This window comes from Phytobacter sp. V69, from assembly GCF_965644215.1.
Classification (GTDB): Bacteria; Pseudomonadota; Gammaproteobacteria; order Enterobacterales; family Enterobacteriaceae; genus Phytobacter.
The window spans coordinates 1-21,964 of record NZ_CBFFRL010000080.1 but is presented as its reverse complement, the minus strand read 5'-3'; the positions used below and the strand labels follow the sequence as shown (position 1 = coordinate 21,964).

19 protein-coding genes, 1 tRNA gene and 2 pseudogenes are annotated in these 21,964 nt (G+C 54.0%); 14 read left to right on the top strand and 8 right to left on the bottom strand.

Annotated features, from left to right (window positions below; all coding sequences use genetic code 11):
- Positions 1-98: 98 nt before the first annotated feature.
- Both ACSZPU_RS13265 and ACSZPU_RS13260 read left to right on the top strand, forming a co-directional pair.
- Positions 99-305, top strand: a pseudogene (locus tag ACSZPU_RS13265) (hypothetical protein); the annotation flags it as partial.
- Positions 306-345: 40 nt separating this feature from the next.
- Positions 346-1,299, top strand: a complete 954-nt coding sequence (locus tag ACSZPU_RS13260) for a tyrosine-type recombinase/integrase (RefSeq protein WP_042999152.1) — start codon at positions 346-348, stop codon at positions 1,297-1,299.
- Between the two features lie 276 nt (positions 1,300-1,575).
- On the opposite strand, the gene ACSZPU_RS13255 is transcribed toward ACSZPU_RS13260, so the two are convergent.
- Both ACSZPU_RS13255 and ACSZPU_RS13250 read right to left on the bottom strand, forming a co-directional pair.
- Positions 1,576-1,651: transfer RNA gene (locus tag ACSZPU_RS13255), tRNA-Phe, on the bottom strand.
- Positions 1,652-1,756: 105 nt separating this feature from the next.
- Positions 1,757-2,476 (bottom strand): DUF554 domain-containing protein, encoded by a 720-nt coding sequence (locus ACSZPU_RS13250; protein WP_498999431.1) that lies wholly within the window; start codon positions 2,474-2,476, stop codon positions 1,757-1,759.
- Positions 2,477-2,971: 495 nt separating this feature from the next.
- On the opposite strand from ACSZPU_RS13250, the gene ACSZPU_RS13245 reads away from it, so the two are divergent.
- Entirely contained in the window at positions 2,972-5,122 is a 2,151-nt protein-coding gene (locus ACSZPU_RS13245; RefSeq protein WP_498999428.1) for an ornithine decarboxylase, read from the top strand.
- Between the two features lie 486 nt (positions 5,123-5,608).
- Here the strand turns inward: ACSZPU_RS13245 and ACSZPU_RS13240 are convergent.
- Both ACSZPU_RS13240 and ACSZPU_RS13235 read right to left on the bottom strand, forming a co-directional pair.
- Positions 5,609-6,307 (bottom strand): annotated as a pseudogene (locus ACSZPU_RS13240) (response regulator).
- The gene (locus ACSZPU_RS13235; RefSeq protein WP_498999426.1) at positions 6,297-7,934 is read right to left on the bottom strand and encodes an ATP-binding protein; all 1,638 of its coding nucleotides are present in this window, start codon (positions 7,932-7,934) and stop codon (positions 6,297-6,299) included. Before ACSZPU_RS13235 ends, ACSZPU_RS13240 begins: the two are co-directional and overlap by 11 nt.
- A 332-nt stretch (positions 7,935-8,266) precedes the next feature.
- Here ACSZPU_RS13235 and ACSZPU_RS13230 point away from each other — a divergent pair, with 332 nt between their 5' ends.
- The 8 genes from ACSZPU_RS13230 to citG are packed head-to-tail and all read left to right on the top strand — an operon-like array spanning position 8,267 to position 15,624.
- The gene (locus ACSZPU_RS13230; protein ID WP_498999423.1) at positions 8,267-9,634 is read left to right on the top strand and encodes a 2-hydroxycarboxylate transporter family protein; all 1,368 of its coding nucleotides are present in this window, start codon (positions 8,267-8,269) and stop codon (positions 9,632-9,634) included.
- Positions 9,635-9,656: 22 nt separating this feature from the next.
- Positions 9,657-10,523: a fumarylacetoacetate hydrolase family protein gene (locus ACSZPU_RS13225; RefSeq protein ID WP_498999421.1), complete on the top strand. Its 867-nt coding sequence runs from the start codon at positions 9,657-9,659 to the stop codon at positions 10,521-10,523.
- Between the two features lie 15 nt (positions 10,524-10,538).
- Positions 10,539-11,558: a [citrate (pro-3S)-lyase] ligase gene (gene citC / locus ACSZPU_RS13220; RefSeq protein ID WP_498999419.1), complete on the top strand. Its 1,020-nt coding sequence runs from the start codon at positions 10,539-10,541 to the stop codon at positions 11,556-11,558.
- A gap of 19 nt (positions 11,559-11,577) precedes the next feature.
- Positions 11,578-11,871, top strand: a complete 294-nt coding sequence (gene citD, locus ACSZPU_RS13215; RefSeq protein WP_498999416.1) for a citrate lyase acyl carrier protein — start codon at positions 11,578-11,580, stop codon at positions 11,869-11,871.
- Entirely contained in the window at positions 11,868-12,743 is an 876-nt protein-coding gene (gene citE / locus ACSZPU_RS13210; protein ID WP_498999413.1) for a citrate (pro-3S)-lyase subunit beta, read from the top strand. Before citD ends, citE begins: the two co-directional genes overlap by 4 nt.
- A 10-nt stretch (positions 12,744-12,753) precedes the next feature.
- Positions 12,754-14,277 (top strand): citrate lyase subunit alpha, encoded by a 1,524-nt coding sequence (gene citF, locus ACSZPU_RS13205; RefSeq protein WP_498999410.1) that lies wholly within the window; start codon positions 12,754-12,756, stop codon positions 14,275-14,277.
- A complete protein-coding gene (gene citX, locus ACSZPU_RS13200; RefSeq protein ID WP_047368905.1) occupies positions 14,277-14,816 on the top strand; it encodes a citrate lyase holo-[acyl-carrier protein] synthase in 540 nt (179 codons plus the stop codon). The genes citF and citX overlap by 1 nt, the downstream gene beginning before the upstream one ends.
- A complete protein-coding gene (citG, locus tag ACSZPU_RS13195; protein WP_498999407.1) occupies positions 14,794-15,624 on the top strand; it encodes a triphosphoribosyl-dephospho-CoA synthase CitG in 831 nt (276 codons plus the stop codon). The genes citX and citG overlap by 23 nt, the downstream gene beginning before the upstream one ends.
- 76 nt (positions 15,625-15,700) lie before the next feature.
- Here the strand turns inward: citG and ACSZPU_RS13190 are convergent, their stop codons facing one another.
- The 4 genes from ACSZPU_RS13190 to mutY form a co-directional block, all read right to left on the bottom strand.
- Entirely contained in the window at positions 15,701-16,954 is a 1,254-nt protein-coding gene (locus ACSZPU_RS13190) for a nucleoside permease (protein WP_498999404.1), read from the bottom strand.
- Between the two features lie 434 nt (positions 16,955-17,388).
- The gene (gene mltC / locus ACSZPU_RS13185; protein ID WP_498999402.1) at positions 17,389-18,474 is read right to left on the bottom strand and encodes a membrane-bound lytic murein transglycosylase MltC; all 1,086 of its coding nucleotides are present in this window, start codon (positions 18,472-18,474) and stop codon (positions 17,389-17,391) included.
- Positions 18,475-18,556: 82 nt separating this feature from the next.
- Positions 18,557-18,832 carry an oxidative damage protection protein gene (locus ACSZPU_RS13180; RefSeq protein WP_498999399.1) on the bottom strand — a complete coding sequence of 92 codons (276 nt, stop codon included), beginning with the start codon at positions 18,830-18,832 and terminating at the stop codon, positions 18,557-18,559.
- 27 nt (positions 18,833-18,859) lie between these two features.
- Positions 18,860-19,918: an A/G-specific adenine glycosylase gene (gene mutY, locus ACSZPU_RS13175; RefSeq protein ID WP_498999397.1), complete on the bottom strand. Its 1,059-nt coding sequence runs from the start codon at positions 19,916-19,918 to the stop codon at positions 18,860-18,862.
- Positions 19,919-20,061: 143 nt separating this feature from the next.
- Between mutY and trmB the strand changes: the two genes are divergently transcribed.
- From trmB to ACSZPU_RS13160, 3 genes are read left to right on the top strand one after another with little or no spacing between them, the layout of a single operon-like run.
- On the top strand, positions 20,062-20,781 hold the full coding sequence (gene trmB, locus ACSZPU_RS13170) for a tRNA (guanosine(46)-N7)-methyltransferase TrmB (RefSeq protein WP_498999394.1): 720 nt from the start codon (positions 20,062-20,064) through the stop codon (positions 20,779-20,781).
- Positions 20,781-21,107, top strand: coding sequence for a YggL family protein (locus tag ACSZPU_RS13165; protein WP_498999393.1), 327 nt, complete (start codon positions 20,781-20,783; stop codon positions 21,105-21,107). The genes trmB and ACSZPU_RS13165 overlap by 1 nt, the downstream gene beginning before the upstream one ends.
- A 51-nt stretch (positions 21,108-21,158) precedes the next feature.
- The gene (locus tag ACSZPU_RS13160; protein WP_498999390.1) at positions 21,159-21,878 is read left to right on the top strand and encodes a YggN family protein; all 720 of its coding nucleotides are present in this window, start codon (positions 21,159-21,161) and stop codon (positions 21,876-21,878) included.
- Positions 21,879-21,964 lie beyond the last annotated feature (86 nt).

Sequence of the window (21,964 nt, the reverse complement as noted above, 5' to 3'; positions counted from 1 at the left end):
GATTCAGGCAACCGTCTGTGGTGTTTGCAGAGCTAAGATTGGCGGCTTAGCGTTGCACTTCGGAGTTGAATCCGCCGCTGAATACAAATGAGTCACTGGATAAATCGGAGTTGCAAAAAAGCTTTGAAGCTCTGAACGTTCATTATTCACGAAATGGTAAAGGCCTCTGGCATTACCATAAATACGACACGCCGGACAAAAGCGGTCGTTACACCAAAATGTCAGGATACATGCTGAGCGCTGACATTATTTACAGAAAAGGAACTTGTCCACCGGACAGTTTATGGCTTGCACGAAGAAATTAATACTATTGCTTAAGTCAGAATAACAATATACGAGGTGAATATGAACAATGCATTTGAACAAGTGCTGGATGATTATTTTTTCAGTAAATCTTTGCGCCCGGCTACGGAGTGGAGCTACAGGAAGGTAGTCAGATCATTCATTTCCTTTAGCGGTGAAGGTATTTCACCTGAGCAGGTTGATAAAACGCTGGTTTTAACGTGGCGCCGAAAAATTATCCATGAGGAAGGACTGAGCAGAACGACATGGAATAATAAAGTGACGCATATGCGCGCTATATTTAATCACGCCATCGTTAATGGGCTTGTAACGATGAGGGAAAATCCTTTCAACGGGGTAATTACCCGACCCGATGTCAAACGCAAAAAAACACTGACTGATGTACAGATGAATAAAATTTATCTGCACATGCAGGCGAGGGAAGAGGATGAACGGACTGGTATGATGGAGTTAAGAAAAAGCGCCTTACGGCCAGCATGGTTCTGGTTAACGGTACTGGATGCATTGCGGAGAACAGGAATGCGCCAGAACCAGCTGCTGCACATTCGCCTGGAGGATGTAAATTTTGAGCACCGATGGATTAATCTCCGGCCTGAGGGTTCCAAGAACCATAAGGAACACCGGGTTCCGATTACTGAAAACCTACGACCCAGACTTGAAAGGCTCTATAACCTTTCCCTTGAGCGTGGCGCGAAGATGCAGGACCAGTTGTTTAATCTTTCTCGCTTTGATGGCCGGAAGAATGAAATCAGTAGCAACATGGATTATCCGCCGTTGCGTGCGTTTTTCAGACGACTTTCACGAGAATGCGGTTTTACAGTCAGTCCGCACAGGTTCCGACACACCATCGCGACTAACCTGATGCGTTTGCCGGATCGTAACCTGAAGATGGCACAGGACCTGCTGGGTCATTCAACACCGGCGGTCACGCTGGAGTATGTTGAAAGTGACCTGGATAAGGTCCGGGACATGCTGGAGGAGCTGGATGCGGCATAAGACTAATCTTAAGTTAAATCTAAGTTGATGAAATTAAAAATGGAAAAAAAAGGGATGTTTGCTTTACAAAAGATTGACACAGGGAAGATCTGAGGGTAAATACGTTCGTGAAGTAAATTGTGGACGTGAGAAATCCAGAGGATGGTTGGAACATCCTCTGGATTTAAGTCCCGTGTTCAACTGATGCGGTAACACAACTACCATCATCATGCCGTCTGGGGACTACTGTCTTGCCCGTTAAGGATCTCATCTCTTAACGAACAGGCTCTGAAGAAGTGGTGCCCGGACTCGGAATCGAACCAAGGACACGGGGATTTTCAATCCCCTGCTCTACCGACTGAGCTATCCGGGCAACGGGGCGCATTAAAACCGATTCGCCTCGCCTCGTCAACGAAATTTCTTCAAATCGTTGCAGACTGCACAATCTATCACCACTTTGCAGATGATGCACGTGAACTCAGGCAAAAAATGCTGTCCACAGGGCTGAAAGCGGCATCGCAAGTACCAGAGCTGGCAGCATATTGGCGACGGCAAACATCTTGATACCACAAATTCGCAGCCCCGTTGCCAGCAGCAAAATCCCGCCGACGGCGGTGAAATCGCCCATCATTGCAGGCGTGGTTAACGGCAAAATCAGCGTGGCACAGGTGGCGAGCGTCAGCTGAATAATAAGCATCGGCACGGAGATGATCGCCACGGCGAAACCTAATGACGTGGCGAAAATTACCGCCGTGAAGAAATCGAGAAACGCTTTGGCAATCAGGATGCTGGGGTCGCCGGTCATCCCCTCGCGCATTGCGCCAAAAATCCCGGTGCCGCTGGCGCAAAAGAGAATAATGATCGCCACCAGGCTTTGGATAAAGGATTCGTGCGTTTCGATGGCATGGTTAATTGCACGGCGCTTTTGCCCTAATTTACTCAGACTGTTCACCAGGCCGCTGATGCCGCGCTCCACATAACACAGTTCGCCTATCAGTGTGCCCACCAGAGTGGCCAGCACCATCACCGGCAGGTTGACGCATTTAATGACCAGCAGAATGCCGATACCCAGCGACGCCAGGCCAAAAATGGAGGGCATAGAGGAGCGAACCCGCTCCGGCAGGCGGTGGCTCAGTAGCGCACCTATCGTTCCCCCCAGTAAAACGGCGGCGGCATTGATAAAAGGTCCAGTTAACAAGTTTTTTCTCCAGAGGTTTTGCGAACTCAACTGCATAGTATGGCGCAGATAAGCACATTATTATGCTCCAATAATGCGGGCGCTGATTCTATTTATCTTTTAAATATAATTAGTTAGATAAATCATTCAAAACGCAATTGCATTATGTTGCATTTGGTTGGCGCTTCGTTAGTTGCACCTGTGAAAAAATGATGACATGATTGCGCGAAATTTCTTCTCAACCTCACGGGACTGCCTGGGATGACACGACTTTCATCACTCAGACATATTCATCGCGTACTTTTGCGCATGTTCACCCGTTCAATTTTATCCCATACTTCACTCACCATGCGGTGAGGCTATCGTACGCTCACTTCAGGACAACATTAAAATCAGAGTGTATCTGCTTTTACTGATGTCTGGCGGTCGGAGCGGGTTCCAGTCAGACACGTTCGTTGGGTAAGGCGCTTGCTTTGCCCGGGGTCTTTTCTTCCCCTGAAACGGGTATCTGTGCTTATGAAAACAATGAAAATTGCCGTCAGCCGCGAGCTGATCTCCACCCTGTCTACCCACCGCGAAATGGTGACGCTGGACAGTACCGATTTTACGGATGTGGCGGCAGTCGTCATTACGCTGGCGGAAAGCCGTAGCGGCATTCTGGCCTTGCTCAAACGGACGGGCTTTAACGTGCCGGTTTTCTTATTTGACCAGACGTCGGATGAAACGCCTGATGGCGTTACGGCGGTGATCAATGGCAAAGAGCAGGACTGGCTGGAGCTCGAAACCGCCGCCTGTGACTATGAAGATAATCTGCTGCCGCCGTTTTTCGATACGCTGCGCCAATATGTCGAGATGAAAAACGACACCTTCGCGTGTCCAGGCCATCAGCACGGTGAATTCTTTAAAAAGCATCCGGCGGGTCGACAGTTCTATGATTTCTTTGGCGAAAACGTCTTTCGTGCCGACATGTGCAACGCCGATGTGAAGCTGGGCGATCTGCTCATTCATGAAGGTTCAGCCAAACATGCGCAGAAATTCGCGGCCAAAGTTTTCAACGCCGACAAAACCTACTTTGTGTTGAATGGTACCTCTGCGGCTAACAAAGTGGTGACCAACGCGCTGCTGACCCGCGGCGATCTGGTGCTGTTCGACCGTAACAACCACAAATCTAACCACCACGGTGCGCTGATCCAGGCGGGTGCTACGCCGGTGTATCTCGAAGCCTCGCGCAACCCGTTTGGCTTTATCGGTGGCATTGACGATCACTGTTTTGATGAAAAATACCTGCGCGAACTGATCTGCGAAGTGGCACCGGACAAAGCGAATCAGCCGCGCCCGTTCCGCCTGGCGGTGATCCAGCTCGGCACCTATGACGGCACGATCTATAACGCCCGCCAGGTGATCGACAAAATCGGCACCCTGTGTGACTACATCCTGTTTGATTCCGCATGGGTGGGCTACGAACAGTTTATTCCGATGATGGCGGACACCTCGCCGTTGCTGCTGGAGCTCAACGAAAACGATCCGGGGATTTTCGTTACCCAGTCCGTACATAAGCAGCAGGCCGGTTTCTCGCAAACGTCGCAGATCCATAAAAAGGATAACCACCTGCGCGGCCAGGCGCGTTTCTGCCCGCATAAGCGCCTGAACAATGCCTTTATGCTGCACGCCTCAACCAGCCCGTTCTATCCGCTGTTCGCGGCGCTCGATATCAACGCCAAAATCCATCAGGGTGAAAGCGGTCGTCGCCTGTGGGCGGAGTGTGTGGAAGTGGGGATCGAGGCGCGTAAGTCGATTATCGCTAATTGCAAAATGATCCAGCCGTTTGTGCCGCCGGTGATCGCCGGGCGTCCGTGGCAGGATCATCCGACCGATATCATTGCCCGTGAGCGTCGCTTCTTTAGCTTTGAGCCGGGCGCCCACTGGCACGGTTTTGAAGGCTACGCGCAGGATCAATACTTTGTTGATCCCTGCAAGCTGTTGCTGACTACGCCAGGGATCGACGCGCACACCGGTGAGTACACGGAGTTTGGGATCCCGGCGACGATCCTTGCCAACTACCTGCGCGAGAACGGTATTGTGCCGGAAAAATGCGATCTTAACTCGATTCTGTTCCTGCTGACCCCGGCGGAAAGCACGGCGAAAATGGCGCATCTGGTGGCCATGTTATCGCAGTTTGAGCAGCATATTGAAGACGATACGCCGCTGGCGGCTGTTCTGCCGACCATCTCCAACAAGTACCCGGTGCGTTATCGCGACTACACGATCCGCCAGCTGTGCCAGGAGATGCATGACCTGTACGTCAGTTTTGATGTGAAGGATCTGCAAAAAGAGATGTTCCGTAAGGAGAGCTTCCCGACCGTGGCGGTTAACCCGCAGGATGCCCATCAAGAGTATATTCGCGGCAACGTGGATCTGGTGCGTATCAGCGAGGCCGAAGGGCGCATTGCCGCCGAAGGCGCGCTGCCATACCCGCCGGGCGTGCTGTGCGTAGTACCGGGCGAAGTGTGGGGCGGGGCGGTGCAACGCTACTTCCTGGCACTGGAAGAGGGCGTCAATTTGCTGCCAGGCTTCTCGCCGGAACTGCAGGGGGTTTACTCCGAGACGGATGCCGACGGGATTAAGCGGTTGTACGGGAATGTGCTGAAGCAGTCCTCAGCGGTCTGATGCCCTCACCCCGGCCTCGCCCTTGAGGGCGACAGGTAGCCCGGATAAGGCGTTTACGCCGCTATCCGGGAGGGGCTATGAACGGCAAATATCCCGGATGTCGCTTCGCTAATCCGGGCTACGTCCAGGAGAGGGAGAAAAGCGAGCTCGATCGGTCCCCTCGCCCTTGAGGGCGACAGGTAGTCCGGATAAGGCGTTTACGCCGCCATCCGGGAGGGGCTATGAACGGCAAATATCCCGGATGGCGCTTCGCTAATCCGGGCTACGTCCAGGAGAGGGAGAAAAGCGAGCTCGATCGGTCCCCTCGCCCTTGAGGGCGACAGGTAGCCCGGATAAGGCGTTTACGCCGCTATCCGGGAGGGGCGATGAACGGCAAACATCCCGGATGGCACTTCGCTAATCCAGGCTACGTTCAGGAGAGGGAGAAAAGCGTTCCCTTGCCCCTTTGGGGAGAGGGTTAGGGTGAGGGGGAAACGCGCACAAACCCTACACACTGTCACCCGTACGCCGGTACATCCGGCGCGGATGACCAATCTTGCCGTACTGCATCTCGACCGATAAAAAGCCGGACTCTACGCCGTGCTCCAGGTAGCGGCGGGCGGTGGTCTAACTGAGCCCCGTCTCCGTTACCACTTCATCCACGGAAAAACAGCGCTCGCCGGATTCGCTAAACAGCGTCTGCACGCGGGCCAGCGTATTCTCCTCAATCCCTTTACTGCCGCTATCCAGCCGGTAATTTTTGGCCTGCAGCTGATACAGCGAATCCACGTTCTGCTGATCGACAATCTTCCACACCCTTTGCTGCTCGGCGAACTGCACAAAACGCTCCAGCGACTGACTCAGACGCTTCCACGACACCGGTTTCAGAATGTAGTCGAAGGCACCGTTACGAATGGCCTGGCTACAGGTATCCATATCGCTGGCGGCCGTAATGAAGATAACCGAACAGTTGGCGCGAATGATCATCGGGTCGCCAATTAGCGTGATCCCTTTGCCGTCCGGCAGATAATTATCGAGCAACACCAGCTGTGGCTGCTTACTGATGAGCTGCGCCTGCGCGTCCGCCAGCGAGGTGGCAATGCCCACCAGACGCAAATGCGGGTGCTTGCTGATAAGCTCCGCATGCAGCTGAGCGAGCTCGTTTTCATCTTCTACTATCAGCACATCTATCTGTTCATGTCGCATAATTCTGATCTTCCAGAGTCGGAGCGGGGCGTTGTACGTGACCCGTTTCAGGAATAAATAATGAGAAAATCGTTCCGCGCGGCGCGTTATCAGAAACTTCGATGGTGCCGCCTACCTGCGTGACATAGCTGGAGATCAGATACAGGCCGATGCCATGATCGCCGTTGCGTTTCGTCGTCATCCCACGGTCAAAAATGCGATCCCGGATGGCCGGGTCGATCCCGACGCCGCGATCGGCCACTTCAATAATCAGTTCGCGCTCATTTTGTAGGATCAGGACCTCGACGGGATCGTGCGGCAATTCGGCGCGTTGTGTGGCTTCAATAGCGTTATCCAACAGATTGCCAATAATCGATATCAGTTCGGCCTCAACCAGCAGATGCGCCGGGCGCGCCATCTGGCAGCCAGGGTCAAAGGCCAGCTCCACCCCTTTTTCTCTGGCGCGGGCCGCTTTACCCAGCAGCAAACCACAGAGCGTAGGAGAATAAAAACGTGACGAAATAAAATCGAGCAGCTCTTGGGCATGCTCCGATTGGGCCTGAATATAGCGTATCGCCTCGTCGTAACGCTCCATATGCAGCAGGCCGGACAGGGTCGTCATACGGTTAAGCTGCTCGTGGCGCATGATGCGCAGGTTATCGACATAGCGCTTCACCTGGCTCAACTGAGCGCTGAGGCTGTCGATTTCATTGCGGTCGCGGAAGGTGATCACCCAGCCCTGCAGCTTATCTTCCAGCATGATGCGCACGCGACTGGCAATGACCGTAACATGGTTAAAGCGACAAATCTCATCGTGGGTATCTTTTTCCAGCATCGCATTGCGGGAAAAGAACGTCACCGGTGGAATCACCTCGGTGATTAGCTGTCCCCGCAGCTCACGCGTGGGCTGACTCAGGCTAAGCAAGGTTCGCGCCGCCTGGTTGATTACCTCGATGCGCAGATTGCGGTCGATGGCGATCACCCCTTCGTAAATCGACTCCATCATCGCTTTTTGCTGACGCACCAGCAGGCCAATTTCTCGCGGCTCCAGGGAGAAGATCTGCTTTTTGATACTGCGGGTAAAGAACCACGAAAAGATAAACAGCGCCGCTAGCAACAGTACGGCGGCAATAAAGATATTGATGGCTTTGCCCAAGGTAATGGTATCGAGATAGCTGGTGAGATAGCCGACAGAAACAATACCGATGACCTGACCCGCGTCATTAAATATCGGGGCCTTACTGCGCAGGGATATTCCCAGACCGCCCTGGCGAATCGTGGTCAGACTTTTTCCCTGCAAAACTTCCTGATTATCACCACCGACCAGGGTGGTGCCCACCCGGTCATCATAAACAGAATGAAACAGGTGAATGCCTTTATTATCGCCAATAACAATAAAGCTGGCATCACTGCGATCAACTACCTGCTGCATAAATTTATCAATCGCCGGAATATCTTTTTCAGCAACGGACTTGCGTAAATTAGGAATTATCGCTATTTCTTCAGCTTGTATTTTTGCTCGTGTGCTCATTTCCTGATAAAGCTGGCGACCGACATCGATATAATAATAACCACCCAGTAAGACGAACAAACCGGAGAAGAACAGCACCAGCGAAATAAAGAGCTTAATCTGGAAAGAGACTTTCATGGTGTGGTACGCACAGAGCAACAAAAACAGTAATGTAACATCTTTCGCGTTGAAGGTGGCGAGTTTACTGGAAACTTGTGATCCCTTGCACACCAGGCGGTGACTGGCGGCGTTAAAGAAACAAAGTTTTTTTGGAAATGTTATTAAGTTGTATTTTTATATAAAAAACCATAAAAACCACGGAAATAATTACGGCATTAATCACACTAAATAAAAGAAACCATAAAAACCATAGGTGCCATTAAAACTTCGGTTTTATTATGCGGCTCCTCACATATTGTAGACAACCGGCCCTTTACTCTTACACTGCAAAATAACCAAGGGGCTTAATTATGAGCACAACTGACGATTCTTTTTCTATTACCTCTGAATCGCTGTCGATTCAAAAACCATCTTTAAAAGATAGATGGTGGCATATCATGGATACCTGGAAAGTCGGGATTATTCCATTGCCGCTTTTTGTTCTGGCTGGTGCATTAATCGCCATTGACTGTCTGGGTGGTAAATTACCCAGCGACATCGTCGTAATGGTCGCAACGCTGGCGTTCTTCGGCTTCGCCTGTGGTGAATTCGGTAAGCGTCTGCCCATCATAGGTAAACTGGGTGCGGCGGCGATTTGCGCCACCTTCATTCCGTCCGCCATGGTCTATTACGGCCTGCTGCCGGATGTGGTTGTTGAGTCCACCACCAAGTTCTACAAATCCACCAACATTCTGTACCTCTACATCTGCTGCATTATCGTGGGCAGTATCATGAGCATGAATCGCACCACGCTGATTCAGGGCTTCCTGCGTATTTTCTTCCCGATGCTGTGCGGTGAAATTGCCGGCATGATCGTGGGGATGGGCGTTGGTATGCTGCTCGGTCTCGAACCGTTCCAGATCTTCTTCTTTATTATTCTGCCGATCATGGCGGGTGGTGTCGGTGAAGGTGCGATTCCGCTCTCTATCGGTTATGCCACTATTCTACATATGGATCAGGGTGTTGCGCTCGGTCGCGTACTGCCGATGGTGATGCTCGGTGGTCTGACTGCCATCATTATCTCTGGCTGCCTGAACCAACTGGGTAAACGCTTCCCGCACCTGACCGGTGAAGGCCAGTTGATGCCTGACCGTGCGAATACCGATGAAAAAGCGGCCCCTGCTGCGCCTGCGTTCAGCGGTAAAGCAGACGTGACCACCATTGCTTCCGGTGCGCTGCTGGCGGTACTGCTGTACATGCTGGGTATGCTGGGCCACAAACTGATTGGTCTGCCTGCGCCGGTTGGCATGCTGTTCATGGCGGTGCTGGTCAAACTGGTTCACGGCGTATCGCCGAAAATCCTCGAAGGTTCTCAGGTCGTTTACAAATTCTTCCAGACTTCCGTGACCTACCCAATCCTCTTTGCTGTCGGCGTGGCTATCACCCCGTGGCAGGAGCTGGTACACGCGTTCACCCTGACGAACCTGTTGGTTATCGTCAGCACCGTGACCACGCTGGTTGCCACTGGCTTCTTCGTGGGTAAAAAAATCGGTATGCACCCGATTGATGTCGCCATCATCTCCTGCTGTCAGAGCGGGCAGGGTGGCACCGGGGATGTTGCCATTCTCACTGCAGGTAACCGTATGAGCCTTATGCCGTTTGCGCAGATTGCTACCCGTATTGGTGGCGCAATCAACGTCTCGGTATCGCTGCTGGTACTTGGCAACTTCCTCGTCTGATTCATGTGTTACAGGAACTGATATGAAACTCGCAAGCTTTGTCCATCAGGGGATCCGTAGTTACGGGATCGTGAAAGCGGATGGTGTGGTCGATCTGGGACGTCGTCTGGGGGATCGCTACAGCGATTTGAAATCGCTGCTCGCCGCCGACGCGTTAAATGAAGCCCAGCAGTTGTCCGGTGAAAAATCGGATCTGAGCTTCGATGCACTGGAATTTTTACCGGTGATTGATAACCCAGGAAAAATTCTTTGCGTCGGCATGAACTACGCCGACAAACGCAAAGAGTTCGACCAGCACAACCCGGCACCGACGCTGTTCGTTCGTTTCGCCGATTCACAAACGGGTCACCAGACCCCGGTACTCAAACCACGCCATTCCAGCGAATTTGATTACGAAGGCGAACTGGCGGTGATCATCGGTAAAAGCGGTGAGGATATCTCCCGCGAAGAAGCATTGAGCCACGTTGCCGGTTACAGCTGCTACATGGACGGTTCTGCACGTGACTGGCAGCACACCTGGTTCACCGCCGGTAAAAACTGGCGGCAGACCGGTGCATTCGGTCCGTGGATGACCACGGCGGATGAGATCCCTGACCCGCATCAACTGGCGATCCGCACCTGGCTGAATGGCCGCATGGTGCAGGAAGACAATACCGCCAGCATGATCCACAAGGTGGCAGAGCTTATCGAGTACATCAGTACCTTTACCCGCCTGAATGCCGGCGACGTGATCATCACCGGTTCACCGGGTGGTGTCGGCAAAAAACGCACCCCGCCGCTGTTCATGCACGCCGGGGATCGCATTGAAGTGGAGATCGAAAACATCGGTCATCTCAGCAATGTGATCGCGGATGCGCCAATGCAGCAGTCACTGGCGGCGATGCACTAAGGAAGCGGTGAAATCATGCAAGCACAACTCCCCATCGATTTTCGCGTCGCAGACGTTGCCAGCGGATCGCAGCGTTTTATGCAGATCCGCTCGTTGCTCGCGGACAGCGGCCTGGGCCTGGACAGCGATATCACGACCTTCGTTGAAGCCTGGTCCGGTACCCGGCTGGTGGGTTGTGCGGGCCTGACCGCCAATGTCATCAAATGTGTTGCGGTGGATGAAGCCCTGCGCGGTGAAAACCTCAGCGCACGTTTGCTGGCAGAAGTAGAACATCTGGCGCTGGCTCGGGGCCATTTTCATCTGTTTCTGTGTACGCGCCCCTGTAACAAGGAGCGCTTTGCGCACAGCGGATTCTGGCCTATCGCGCAGAGCGGCAACAACGCGGTGTTAATGGAAAACACGCCGTCTGGTATCAGCCGCTACTGCCGCTCATTGCAGCCTTATCGCGTGGCCGGAAAGCGTATCGGGGCGATTGTGATGAACGCCAACCCCTATACGCTCGGCCACCGCCACCTGGTGGAGCAGGCCGCATTTTCTTGTGATCACTTACATGTGTTCGTGGTGCAGGAAGATGCCTCCTTTTTCCCGTTTACCGCGCGCCTGAAGATGGTGAAAGCGGGCGTGGCGCATCTGCCCAATGTCACCGTGCACGAAGGCTCGGAGTACATCATTTCCAGAGCCACCTTCCCGGCCTATTTCCTTAAAGAGACCGGGAAAGTGCAGCAGGCGTGGAGCGAAATCGATCTGCTGATTTTCCGCAACTACATTGCGCCCGCGCTGGGCATCACTCATCGCTTTATCGGATCCGAGCCGTTTTGCGATATCACCCGTCAGTACAACCAGACCATGCACAGCCTGCTGGCGGGAGCCGTTGAGGTGGTTGAGATCCCGCGTATCAAAGCGACGGGCAACGCCATTTCAGCCTCGGAAGTTCGGCGTTTACTGAAAACGCAGCAGTTTTCCCGTATTCGGGAAATCGTACCGGATACCACTTTCGCGCACCTTGAATCGCACTACAGCGCGGAAGTCGCTTAAAAAACTCAGGACATAAAATATGAAAATTGTTAGGGAGGCGCTGGCCGGGACCATGGAATCCAGCGACCTGATGGTGAAAATAGCCCCTGCCGAAGGTGAGCTGGACATCGTCATCCACAGTGAAGTGATTAAGCAATTCGGCGACCAGATTCGTCAGGTCGTAGCCACCACGCTCCGTAATATGGATGTCTACCAGGGCGTCATCATTATCGAAGACAAAGGTGCGCTGGATTGCGTTATCCGTGCCCGTCTGCAAAGCGCCATTCTGCGTGCCAGCGACAGTGACAATATTAACTGGGAGAAACTGCTATGAAAAAGCTCCGTCGTAGCAAGCTGTTTCTCCCCGGCGCCAATGCCGCCATGCTCTCCACCGCCTTTATCTACCGACCAGACTCCATCATGTTCGATCTGGAAGATGCGGTCGCTCTGCGTGAAAAAGATACTGCCCGCGTGCTGGTGTTCCACGCCCTGCAACACCCGATGTACAAAGACATCGAAACCGTGGTGCGCATCAACCCGCTGAATACCCCGTTTGGTCTGAAAGATCTGGAAGCCGTGGTCCGTGCTGGTGTAGACGTCGTTCGTCTGCCAAAGACCGACACGCCGGAAGATATCTACGAGCTGGAACGCCACCTCGAACGCATTGAAATGGAATGCGGTCGTGAACTGGGATCGACCCGCGTGATGGCGGCGATCGAGTCTGCGGTCGGCGTAATCAACGCCGTGGCGATTGCCCGCAGTTCCCAGCGCCTGATCGGTATTGCGCTGGCGGCGTTCGACTACGTGATGGACATGCAAACAGAACGCGGCGACGGTACCGAACTGTTCTACGCCCGTTGTGCCGTACTGCACGCCGCACGCGCCGCCGGCATCGATGCCTTTGACGTGGTGTGGTCCGATTTGAACGACGAAGCAGGCTTCCTGCGTGAAGTCGACCTGATCCGCAAAATGGGCTTTAACGGTAAGTCGCTGATCAACCCGCGTCAGATCGATCTGCTGCACAACGCGTATGCACCAACCCAGCAGGAAGTGGATCACGCCAAACGCGTGATTGAAGCCGCAGAAGAGGGCGAACGTAACGGGCTCGGCGTGGTCTCGCTGAACGGCAAAATGATCGACGGCCCCATCATTAACCACGCGCAGGTTGTACTCGAACGTGCCGCTGCGTCCGGCGTGCGTCGGTAAGGACAGAACAATGAATCAGACAGAGCTTCTCCACGTTAACTTTCCGCATCTGCGCGATTTAAAACCGTTTGATACGGCCCACAGCGCAACGCCCTGGCTTGCCGATGTCGAAAGCAAACATAACCGTAAACTGTGCGCCACTCTTGAAGACGCCATTGCCCGTAGCGGCCTGAAAGACGGGATGACCATTTCGTTCCATCACGCGTTTCGTGAAGGCGACCGGGTGATTAACAACGTCGTGGCGACCCTGGCGCGTCTGGGTTTTAAAGACCTGACGCTAGCCTCCAGTTCGCTGATGACCTGTAACGACAGCCTGATTGAGCACATTCAGAATGGCGTGATCACCCGTATCTACACCTCCGGGATGCGCGGCAAGCTGGCGGATGCGATTTCCCACGGCCTGATGAAAGAGCCGGTACAGATCCACTCCCACGGTGGCCGCGTGAAATTGCTACAGGACGGCGAGCTGAACATTGACGTCGCTTTCCTCGGCGTACCGTGCAGCGACGAGTTTGGTAACGCCAACGGCACCCAGGGGAAATCCGCCTGCGGTTCATTGGGTTACGCGATGGTCGACGCGCAGTTCGCTCACAAAGTGGTGCTGCTGACCGAAGAGCTGGTGCCGTTCCCGAACATGCCAGCCAGCCTGGTGCAGGATCAGGTGGATTACATCGTGCAGGTCGAGAGCGTGGGTGACCCGGCGAAAATCAGCGTTGGTGCAGCCCGGGTGACCAGCAACCCGCGTGAACTGATGATTGCCCGCTATGCGGCCGATGTCATCGAGCACTCCGGCTACTTCAAAAACGGCTTCTCCATGCAGACCGGTTCCGGGGCGGCGGCGACGGCCTGCACGCGCTTTATGGAAGAGAAGATGGAGCGCAGCGGCGTGAAGGCGAGCTTCGCCCTTGGCGGTATTACCGGCGGGCTGGTTTCTCTGCATGAAAAAGGGCTGGTGGCGAAACTGCTGGATACCCAGTGCTTTGACAGCGAAGCTGCGGGCTCTCTGGCGCGTAACCCGAACCACGTGGAAATCTCCACTAACGTCTATGCCAACCCGGGCAGCAAAGCCGCCTGTTGTGACCAACTGGACGTGGTGATCCTCAGTGCGCTGGAAATTGACGTCGACTTTAACGTCAACGTGATTACCGGCTCTGACGGCGTAATGCGCGGCGCCTCCGGCGGCCACTGCGATGTGGCGGCCTCCGCTAACCTGACCATCGTCGTTGCCCCTTTGCTGCGTACCCGCATTCCGACCGTGGTGAAACGTGTGACCACGCTGCTGACCCCGGGCGAAAGCATTGATGTGCTGGTCACCGATCATGGCATCGCGGTGAACCCGGCACGCCCGGAAATCCGCGAGCGCCTGCTGGAAGCGGGCCTGAAGGTGGTGGATATCGAAGCACTTTATGAACGTGCGATTTCCCTCACCGGCGCACCAAAACCGATTGAATTCACCGACCGCATCGTTGGGGTCATTCGCTATCGTGATGGCAGCGTGATTGACGTTGTCCATCAGGTGAAGGAGAACATCTAATGACATTACTGACGCCCGTAAGAGCGGGTGTCAGCCTTGAAGCGCTGCTGACGGCGAAAGAAAACCGCGCGGCGCGTCAGGCTGACTGGCTCACTCATTATCATCATCCGGTTATCTCCCTGACGCTGGTGACCCCCGGCGCACAGAAAGACAGTATCCGTTACCGCAATACCATGGGCGTGGCGCTACAGGCGTGCGACCAGTTGCTGTGGCAGAACCACTGGCCGGTGCTGGACCGTCAGGTGCTGTGGCTGCCGACCGGTGCGGAAGCGCTATGGTGTGTTGACCATGCGGCGGCGGAAATCAAAGCCCAGTGTATTGAGCTGGAGCAGACGCATCCGCTCGGCAGACTTTGGGATTTTGATGTGATCTGCCCGAAAAACGGCCAGGTGGGGCGTCAGTCTCTGGATCTCAGCACCCGGCGCTGCCTGGTGTGCGATGAGCCTGCTCACGGTTGCGCCCGTTCGCGCCGTCATCCCATGGAAGAGGTCGTGTCACGCGTGGAGACCCTGATCGATGGCTGGTTCGCTCGCGACTAAACTTGCCCGCTTTGATGTCTGGGCGCTGGCGGCAACGGCGCTGCGTCTTGAATTAAATCTCACCCCCAAACCGGGGCTGGTGGATATGGCGAACAACGGTTCGCATAACGATATGGATCACGCGCTGTTCTTGCGCAGTATCAATGCCATCGCCCCCTGGTTTCGCGTATTCGAAAAAGCCGGTTTTGAGCATGCGTTCAAACCCGCCAGCGAACAGCTGCGCTTACTGCGCCCGGCAGGAATGGCCTGCGAGCAGGCGATGTTCGAGGCGACCGACGGTGTGAATACCCATAAAAGCGGCATCTTCTCGCTGGGGCTGATCTGCTTTGCGGCAGGGCGTTTACGCGGCCAGAATCGGCTGGTCTGCGCGGAGTCTGTCTGTCAGCAGGTGGCCGAGATCTGCAAAGGGCTGGTGGCACGCGAGCTGGCTTCCCGCACCCATGCGACAACGGCGGGTGAAAAACAGTATCAACAGTTTGGCCTGACAGGTGCGCGCGGTGAGGCGGAGCTGGGTTTTCCCACGGTGCGACAACACGTCTTACCGCACTGGTATCAGGAGTCGGGTGAACGGCGTTTTCACCATGCTTTGCTGCGCTTAATGGCGCTCAATCCTGACAGCAATCTGGTCTCCCGCGGCGGTATCGACGGGCTGTGTTATGTGCAGGATTACGCGCAGACGCTGCTGAAAAACGGCTGGAACATTGCGTGTTTGCAGGAGATGGATAAAGCCTTCATCAGCCGTAACCTCAGCCCCGGCGGCAGTGCAGATTTGCTGGCGGTTTCTTACGTGCTGGCGACGCTGGGATAGCGGAAAACGCTAATTGCCAGCCATAAAAAAGCCCGGTGGCATAACGTACACCGGGCAGGCATTAAATCAGTCAGGCTTACGCTTTCTGCGCAACGCCAGCCGTTTGCGGAACATGTTTGTATTTGAACAGTGCCATAAACGCAAAGGCCAGAACCACGGAGTAACCGGCAAAAATCAGCCACACGGTTTTCCAGTCGGTTGCACCTGCTACGGTGTACATCTCAACCACTTTACCGCTCGCCATACCGCCGAGGATACAGCCGAAGCCGTTGGTCATCATCAGCAGCATACCCTGCGCACTGGCACGGATAGCCGGGTTCACTTCTTTCTCTACGAATACGGAACCGGAGATGTTGAAGAAGTCGAACGCACAACCGTAAACAATCATGGAGAGCACCAGCAGCACGGTGCCGAACGGGGTCGGGTCGCCGTAAGCGAACAGGCCGAAACGCAGCATCCAGGCAACGATACTCATCAGCATCACGTTCTTGATGCCGTAACGGCCCAGGAAGAACGGAATCGCCAGGATAAAGACGGTTTCAGAAATCTGCGAAATGGACATCAGTACCGACGCGTGGGTCACGATAAAGCTATTCGCGAACAGCGGGTTGGCATCGAAGCTGTGCAGGAAGGTGTTACCAAACATATTGGTAATTTGCAGCTCTGCGCCCAGCAGCATGGAGAAGATGAAGAAGATCGCCATGCGTTTGTTTTTGAACAGCGCAAAGGCGTTCAGGCCCAGCATTTCCACCCAGGTCTGATTCTTCTGGGTTTTCTGCACCGGCATGTGCGGCAGGGTCAGGGAGAACAGGCTCAATACCAGGGAGAGTGCAGCACCGATGTAAAGCTGCATATGGCTCAGTTCGAAGCCAGAGAAGCTTACGGCCCACATGGCGAGGATAAAGCCGATAGTGCCCCAGATACGAATTGGCGGGAAGTCCGCAACGATGTCGTAACCGGCGTTCTGCAAGCGCGCGTAGGAGATGGTGTTCACCAGACCCAGCGTTGGCATATAGGCCAGCGAGTTAAGCAGAATAACGGCAAACATAGCGCCCGGCGTGGTGACGCCTGCGGCAATAAACAGGGTGATGGCGCCAATCAGGTGGCAGAGAGCATAAACCCATTTCGCGCTCAGCCATTTGTCAGCCACGATACCCAGCAACGCTGGCATAAAGACCGAGGCAATACCCAGGGAGCTGTAGACCGCACCAATTTCCGCACCCTGGAATTTCAGGGTGACGAACATATAGGAGCCGAGCGTGGTCAGCCAGCTTCCCCACAGGCAGAACTGCAGGAAGATAATCACTTTAAGCTGCAGCTTAAGATTCATGTTAGTTTCCTCACCAAAGGAGTCTGATATTCCCGTCATATTTCAGGCTGCATGTGCGTTGGCTTTACTCGGCCTTTGGCCTCGCCCCTTCGGGGCCAGCGCAAGCGCTGTTCAAACTGGCTACGCCAGTTTGTCCTCACTCACCTCAGTCACTTACCAGAGTAAGCTCATGGGGATTCGCTGCGTTGCCGCCTTCCTGCAACTCGAATTATTTAGGGTATAGATGTTGGAATTAAGACAATTACTGTTGTTATGTGAGGCGATTCTATCATCGAACTTAACGCGAGATTGTTACATCCGACATATAAATGCAAACTTGATATGGTTGCAGTTGTATATAGTGACGTGCATCACATTTGTGTCTGCGAGACGACGGCGCTCAAAGGGATTTCTTATCCCCTTCCGGCCGAAACCGAAAGGGGATAAGCCACAGCTTACTTCGTGCGGCGGTAGCTTTTTTGCGCCGTGTTCACTTTATAGAGATAGTTACGCGACTCCGCAGAAGGGTGTTGCGTGGTCAGGGTGGAATAGACGTCGCCCGGTGCCATCGTGTTGATGATGTTCGCCGCCTGCACTTTGTCGCTCGAGAAAACGCGCAGGACGCTGCCCGCGCCGCCGTTGTAGGCGGTGATCACCGCATAGCGGCGTGACGTCGGGTTGGAAATGCCAGAGAGATAGACATTATTCAGCATCGCCAGATAGGCGGTGCCGGTATCAATGTTGCTTTCCGGATCGAACAGATAGCTGCGGCTTGGGGTGCCCGATTTGCCCTGCGAGCGGAACACGTCGCGCCCGGCGCTATGCTGCACCACCTGCATTAGCCCCAGCGCGTCGGAACGGCTCACCGCATACGGGTTAAAGGACGATTCGGTCTGCATAATCGCCAGAATCAGCGACTCGTCAACGCCATAGCGACGGGATGCCTGATGGACCATGCCGACATATTTATGGGCGCGTTTATCCAGGTGGTTTGGCACCAGATTGAACGTCACGCTGTAGATGATTTTCAGCCCGACGCTGCGCTTTTGCAGCCGCGTTTTCAGCAGGTAATCCGCAAAGGACGTTGCGCGCCCCATCCAGCGAATCGGCTGTCCTGTGTTATCCACCACCTGGCCATAAAGGAACGGCTCTTTGGAAATTTGGATATCATCGGCGTCGGAATAGAGGTCGATGGAGCCCGGATCGTCACCCATCAGCAGGGTTTTGATAATGGCCTGGCGTAAATGTGCCGCAGGATCGGTGCCGGCGATGGTTTCGACGGTGATGGTGCCTTCGTCGAAGTTGATGTGGCTTCGGGTCTGATACTGGTCGGTATATTTTACGTAATCTTTAGGTCCGGCAATCAGTACTTCGCTAAACCCCCATAAATTCTCGATATTGTGGGCAAACTGCCCCATCAGAATGTCAAAACCGTTGGTGTCTTTAACCCAGGCTTCGTTATAGGTATCGCCTTTTTTATCTGAGCTGGAACAAGAAACAAGCAACGGCGCAATGATCGCTAGCGCTAAAAATTTTCTCATCATTCCGGAAGTGTTGTTAGTTGTACAAATGACCCTGAATTCAGGCCGCAGACGAAGGGTTAACAGTGCTGCGGTCATGAACTTACTTTTTCTCTTCCGGCGTATAGCCTTCAATATGGACGTCTTTGCCTTCGAACAGGAAGTTGACCATCTCCTGTTCCAGCAGCTTGCGATGCTCAACGTTCATCATGTTCAGTTTCTTTTCGTTGATCAGCATCGTCTGCTTTTTCTGCCACTGGGACCAGGCTTCTTTGGAGATCTCGTTGTAAATGCGCTTACCCAGATCGCCCGGATAGAGCTGGAAGTCTTGTCTGTCTGCGTCGCGTTGCAGGAAGGTACAGAAAATAGTTCGGCTCATAAATAGTCCTCTTTACTCTGCGCGGCGTTAAATCGCCACGCCGATACGTAATTGTTGTAACAGACGCTCCACGGGGGCTGCCAGGCCCACTGACGGCGGCTGCGCTAAGTTATACCAAAGACCTGCACCTTCATCCATGCAAGAACTGAACGAGGACACGGTAAGCCACATAGGCACAATATCCAGGTGGAAATGGCTGAATGTGTGGCGAAAGGCAATAAGTTGGCTGAGATTATCGGCCTTAATCTGACGTTGCGCCAGCCAGTCATGTAACGCGTCTTCATCTTCAAACTGCGGGAAACAGAACAATCCGCCCCACAGCCCAACCGGTGGACGCTGTTGCAGGAAGACCTGATCGCCATCTTGCATCAACAGGAAATACGCGGTGCGTTCCGGCAGCGTCTGCTTCGGCTTTTTACCGGGATACTTCGTCCAGCTGTGGTTGGCGTACGCAATGCAGCCGCTTTGTACCGGACAAAGCTCGCACTTGGGCTTCGAGCGCGTGCAGACCATCGCCCCTAAATCCATCATCGCCTGGTTAAAGCGCTCTACGCCTTTAGCCGGGGTGACATCTTCAGCAATGCCCCATAAACGCTTCTCAACGTCTTTTTTACCCGGCCAGCCGTCAACCGCATAGCAGCGAGCCAGCACGCGTTTTACGTTGCCGTCGAGGATCGGGAAATGTTTGCCCAGCGAAAGGGACAAAATGGCCCCGGCGGTGGAACGCCCCACGCCCGGCAGGGCGGCAACCTCGTCAAAGGTTTGCGGGAAGACGCCGCCGTGAACTTCGGCGACCTGTTTTGCCGCCTTGTGCAGGTTGCGCGCGCGGGCGTAGTAGCCAAGCCCGGTCCATAGATGCAGCACTTCATCAAGCGGGGCGTTCGCCAGATCGGTGACGGTGGGAAACCGCGCCATAAAACGCTCAAAATAAGGGATGACGGTTGCAACCTGGGTTTGTTGCAACATCACTTCGGATAGCCATACTTTGTAAGGCGTTTTTTCAATTTGCCAGGGCAGGGTTTTGCGCCCGTATTTGTCGTACCAGTCCAGAACCTGGGCTGAAAATTGAGACGCTTGCATGGTCACCAACATCGCATTATTTGGGGGGCTGATTGCAGCACAGCGGCATGAAGGTGTAAACCGGAACTTTCCGGTGCTTTCATCTTGCATACTGTATCGAACTTTGGATAATGCCCGTTTCCTGAACACTCTCACAAGCAGACTTTTTTATGAATAACGACGTCATCTCACCAGAATTTGATGAAAACGGCCGCCCGCTGCGCCGTATCCGCAGCTTTGTCCGCCGCCAGGGCCGCCTGACCAAAGGGCAACAGCACGCGCTTGATAATTACTGGCCGGTGATGGGCGTTGAGTTTGCTGAGCAGCCGCTCGACTTTGCCGCCCTGTTTGGCAATACCGGGCCGGTCACGCTGGAGATTGGCTTTGGGATGGGTGCATCGCTGGTCACAATGGCGAAGTCCCGTCCTGAGCAGAACTTCTTGGGTATCGAAGTGCACTCACCGGGCGTGGGTGCCTGCCTGTCTACCGCGCATGAAGAGGGCGTTGAGAACCTGCGCGTGATGTGCCACGACGCGGTAGAAGTGTTGCACAAAATGATTCCTGACAATTCCTTAAACATGGTTCAGCTCTTTTTCCCTGACCCATGGCATAAAGCACGTCATAATAAGCGCCGTATCGTTCAGGTGCCGTTTGCTGAACTGGTGAAGAGCAAGCTGAAACTGGGCGGCGTGTTTCACATGGCGACAGACTGGGAAGCCTACGCAGAGCACATGCTGGAAGTCATGTCCTCTATTGATGGCTATCAGAACCTGTCGTCGACAAAAGATTATGTGCCGCGCCCGGATTCGCGCCCGGTAACCAAATTTGAACAACGTGGTCATCGTCTTGGCCACGGCGTATGGGACTTAATGTTCGAGAGGGTAAAATAATGGCAAAGAACCGTAGTCGTCGTCTGCGTAAGAAGATGCACATTGACGAATTCCAGGAGATCGGTTTTTCCGTCAAATGGCGTTTTCCGGAAGGCACCACCGAAGAACAGATTGATAAGCTGGTGGATGAATTTATCAGCGAAGCGGTTGAAGCTAATGGCCGGATCTTTGGCGGTAGCGGCTTCCTGGCGTGGGAAGGTCTGGTCTGCAAACCCAACATTGGCCACTGCACCGAAGAGGATCAGGTGCTGATTCGTAAGTGGCTTGAGGAACACAAATTCGAAGAGGTTAGCGTCAGCGAACTTTTCGATATTTGGTGGGACTAACAATGACAGGGTCGGCAAATGCCGGCCCGTTTTGTCTCTACAGGAGTGGTTATGATGCGCAAGACGCTACTGGCGGTAGTGCTGACGGCAACGGCTTTCGCCGCGAATGCGGATTACAAATGTAGCGTGAACCCGCGTGATGATGTGATTTTAAGCCCGCAAACCGTACAGGTGAAAGGCGAGAACGGCAATCTGGTGTTAACGCCGGAAGGTAACGTGACGTTCAACGGTAAACAATATTCGCTGAGTGCCGCACAGCGCGAGCAGGCAAAGGATTACCAGTCTGAATTGCGCAGCGCGTTGCCATGGATTGACGAAGGCGCACGTACTCGGGTCGAAAAAAGCCGCGTGGCGCTGGATCAAATTATCGTCAAGGAAGTGGGCGAGAGCAGCAATATGCGCGGTCGCCTGACAAAGCTGGATGCTCAGCTTAAAGAGCAGATGAATAAAATTATCGAACATCGCAGCGATGGTCTGACGTTCCACTACAAAGCGGTTGATGACGTGCAGGCTAATGGTCAACAGCTGGTGAACCAGGCGATGGGCGGTATTCTGCAGGACAGTATTAACGAGATGGGCGCCAAAGCGGTGCTCAAAGGCGGCGGCAACCCGCTGCAGGGCGTGCTCGGTAGCCTCGGTGGTTTACAGACCGCCATCCAGAACGAGTGGAAAAACCAGGAAGCGGATTTCCAGCAGTTCGGTAAAGACGTGTGCAGCCGCGTAGTGTCGCTGGAAGGCAACCGTAAAGCGCTGGTGAGCGGGCTTAAGTAAGGTTCTGCCTGACCCTGTACACGATTCTGTGTAAATGCCTTTTCTCAGAAGTGACCGTCCAGGCGGTCACCGAACTCGATAATAAA

Bases quoted from the DNA above. Each gene is read 5' to 3' on its own strand.
- ACSZPU_RS13260 (WP_042999152.1), top strand. From the start codon at position 346: ATGAACAATGCATTTGAACAAGTGCTGGATGATTATTTTTTCAGTAAA.
- ACSZPU_RS13245 (WP_498999428.1), top strand. From the start codon at position 2,972: ATGAAAACAATGAAAATTGCCGTCAGCCGCGAGCTGATCTCCACCCTG.
- ACSZPU_RS13235 (WP_498999426.1), bottom strand. From the start codon at position 7,934: ATGAAAGTCTCTTTCCAGATTAAGCTCTTTATTTCGCTGGTGCTGTTC.
- ACSZPU_RS13230 (WP_498999423.1), top strand. From the start codon at position 8,267: ATGAGCACAACTGACGATTCTTTTTCTATTACCTCTGAATCGCTGTCG.
- ACSZPU_RS13225 (WP_498999421.1), top strand. From the start codon at position 9,657: ATGAAACTCGCAAGCTTTGTCCATCAGGGGATCCGTAGTTACGGGATC.
- citC (WP_498999419.1), top strand. From the start codon at position 10,539: ATGCAAGCACAACTCCCCATCGATTTTCGCGTCGCAGACGTTGCCAGC.
- citD (WP_498999416.1), top strand. From the start codon at position 11,578: ATGAAAATTGTTAGGGAGGCGCTGGCCGGGACCATGGAATCCAGCGAC.
- citE (WP_498999413.1), top strand. From the start codon at position 11,868: ATGAAAAAGCTCCGTCGTAGCAAGCTGTTTCTCCCCGGCGCCAATGCC.
- citF (WP_498999410.1), top strand. From the start codon at position 12,754: ATGAATCAGACAGAGCTTCTCCACGTTAACTTTCCGCATCTGCGCGAT.
- citX (WP_047368905.1), top strand. From the start codon at position 14,277: ATGACATTACTGACGCCCGTAAGAGCGGGTGTCAGCCTTGAAGCGCTG.
- citG (WP_498999407.1), top strand. From the start codon at position 14,794: ATGGCTGGTTCGCTCGCGACTAAACTTGCCCGCTTTGATGTCTGGGCG.
- ACSZPU_RS13190 (WP_498999404.1), bottom strand. From the start codon at position 16,954: ATGAATCTTAAGCTGCAGCTTAAAGTGATTATCTTCCTGCAGTTCTGC.
- mltC (WP_498999402.1), bottom strand. From the start codon at position 18,474: ATGAGAAAATTTTTAGCGCTAGCGATCATTGCGCCGTTGCTTGTTTCT.
- ACSZPU_RS13180 (WP_498999399.1), bottom strand. From the start codon at position 18,832: ATGAGCCGAACTATTTTCTGTACCTTCCTGCAACGCGACGCAGACAGA.
- trmB (WP_498999394.1), top strand. From the start codon at position 20,062: ATGAATAACGACGTCATCTCACCAGAATTTGATGAAAACGGCCGCCCG.
- ACSZPU_RS13165 (WP_498999393.1), top strand. From the start codon at position 20,781: ATGGCAAAGAACCGTAGTCGTCGTCTGCGTAAGAAGATGCACATTGAC.
- ACSZPU_RS13160 (WP_498999390.1), top strand. From the start codon at position 21,159: ATGATGCGCAAGACGCTACTGGCGGTAGTGCTGACGGCAACGGCTTTC.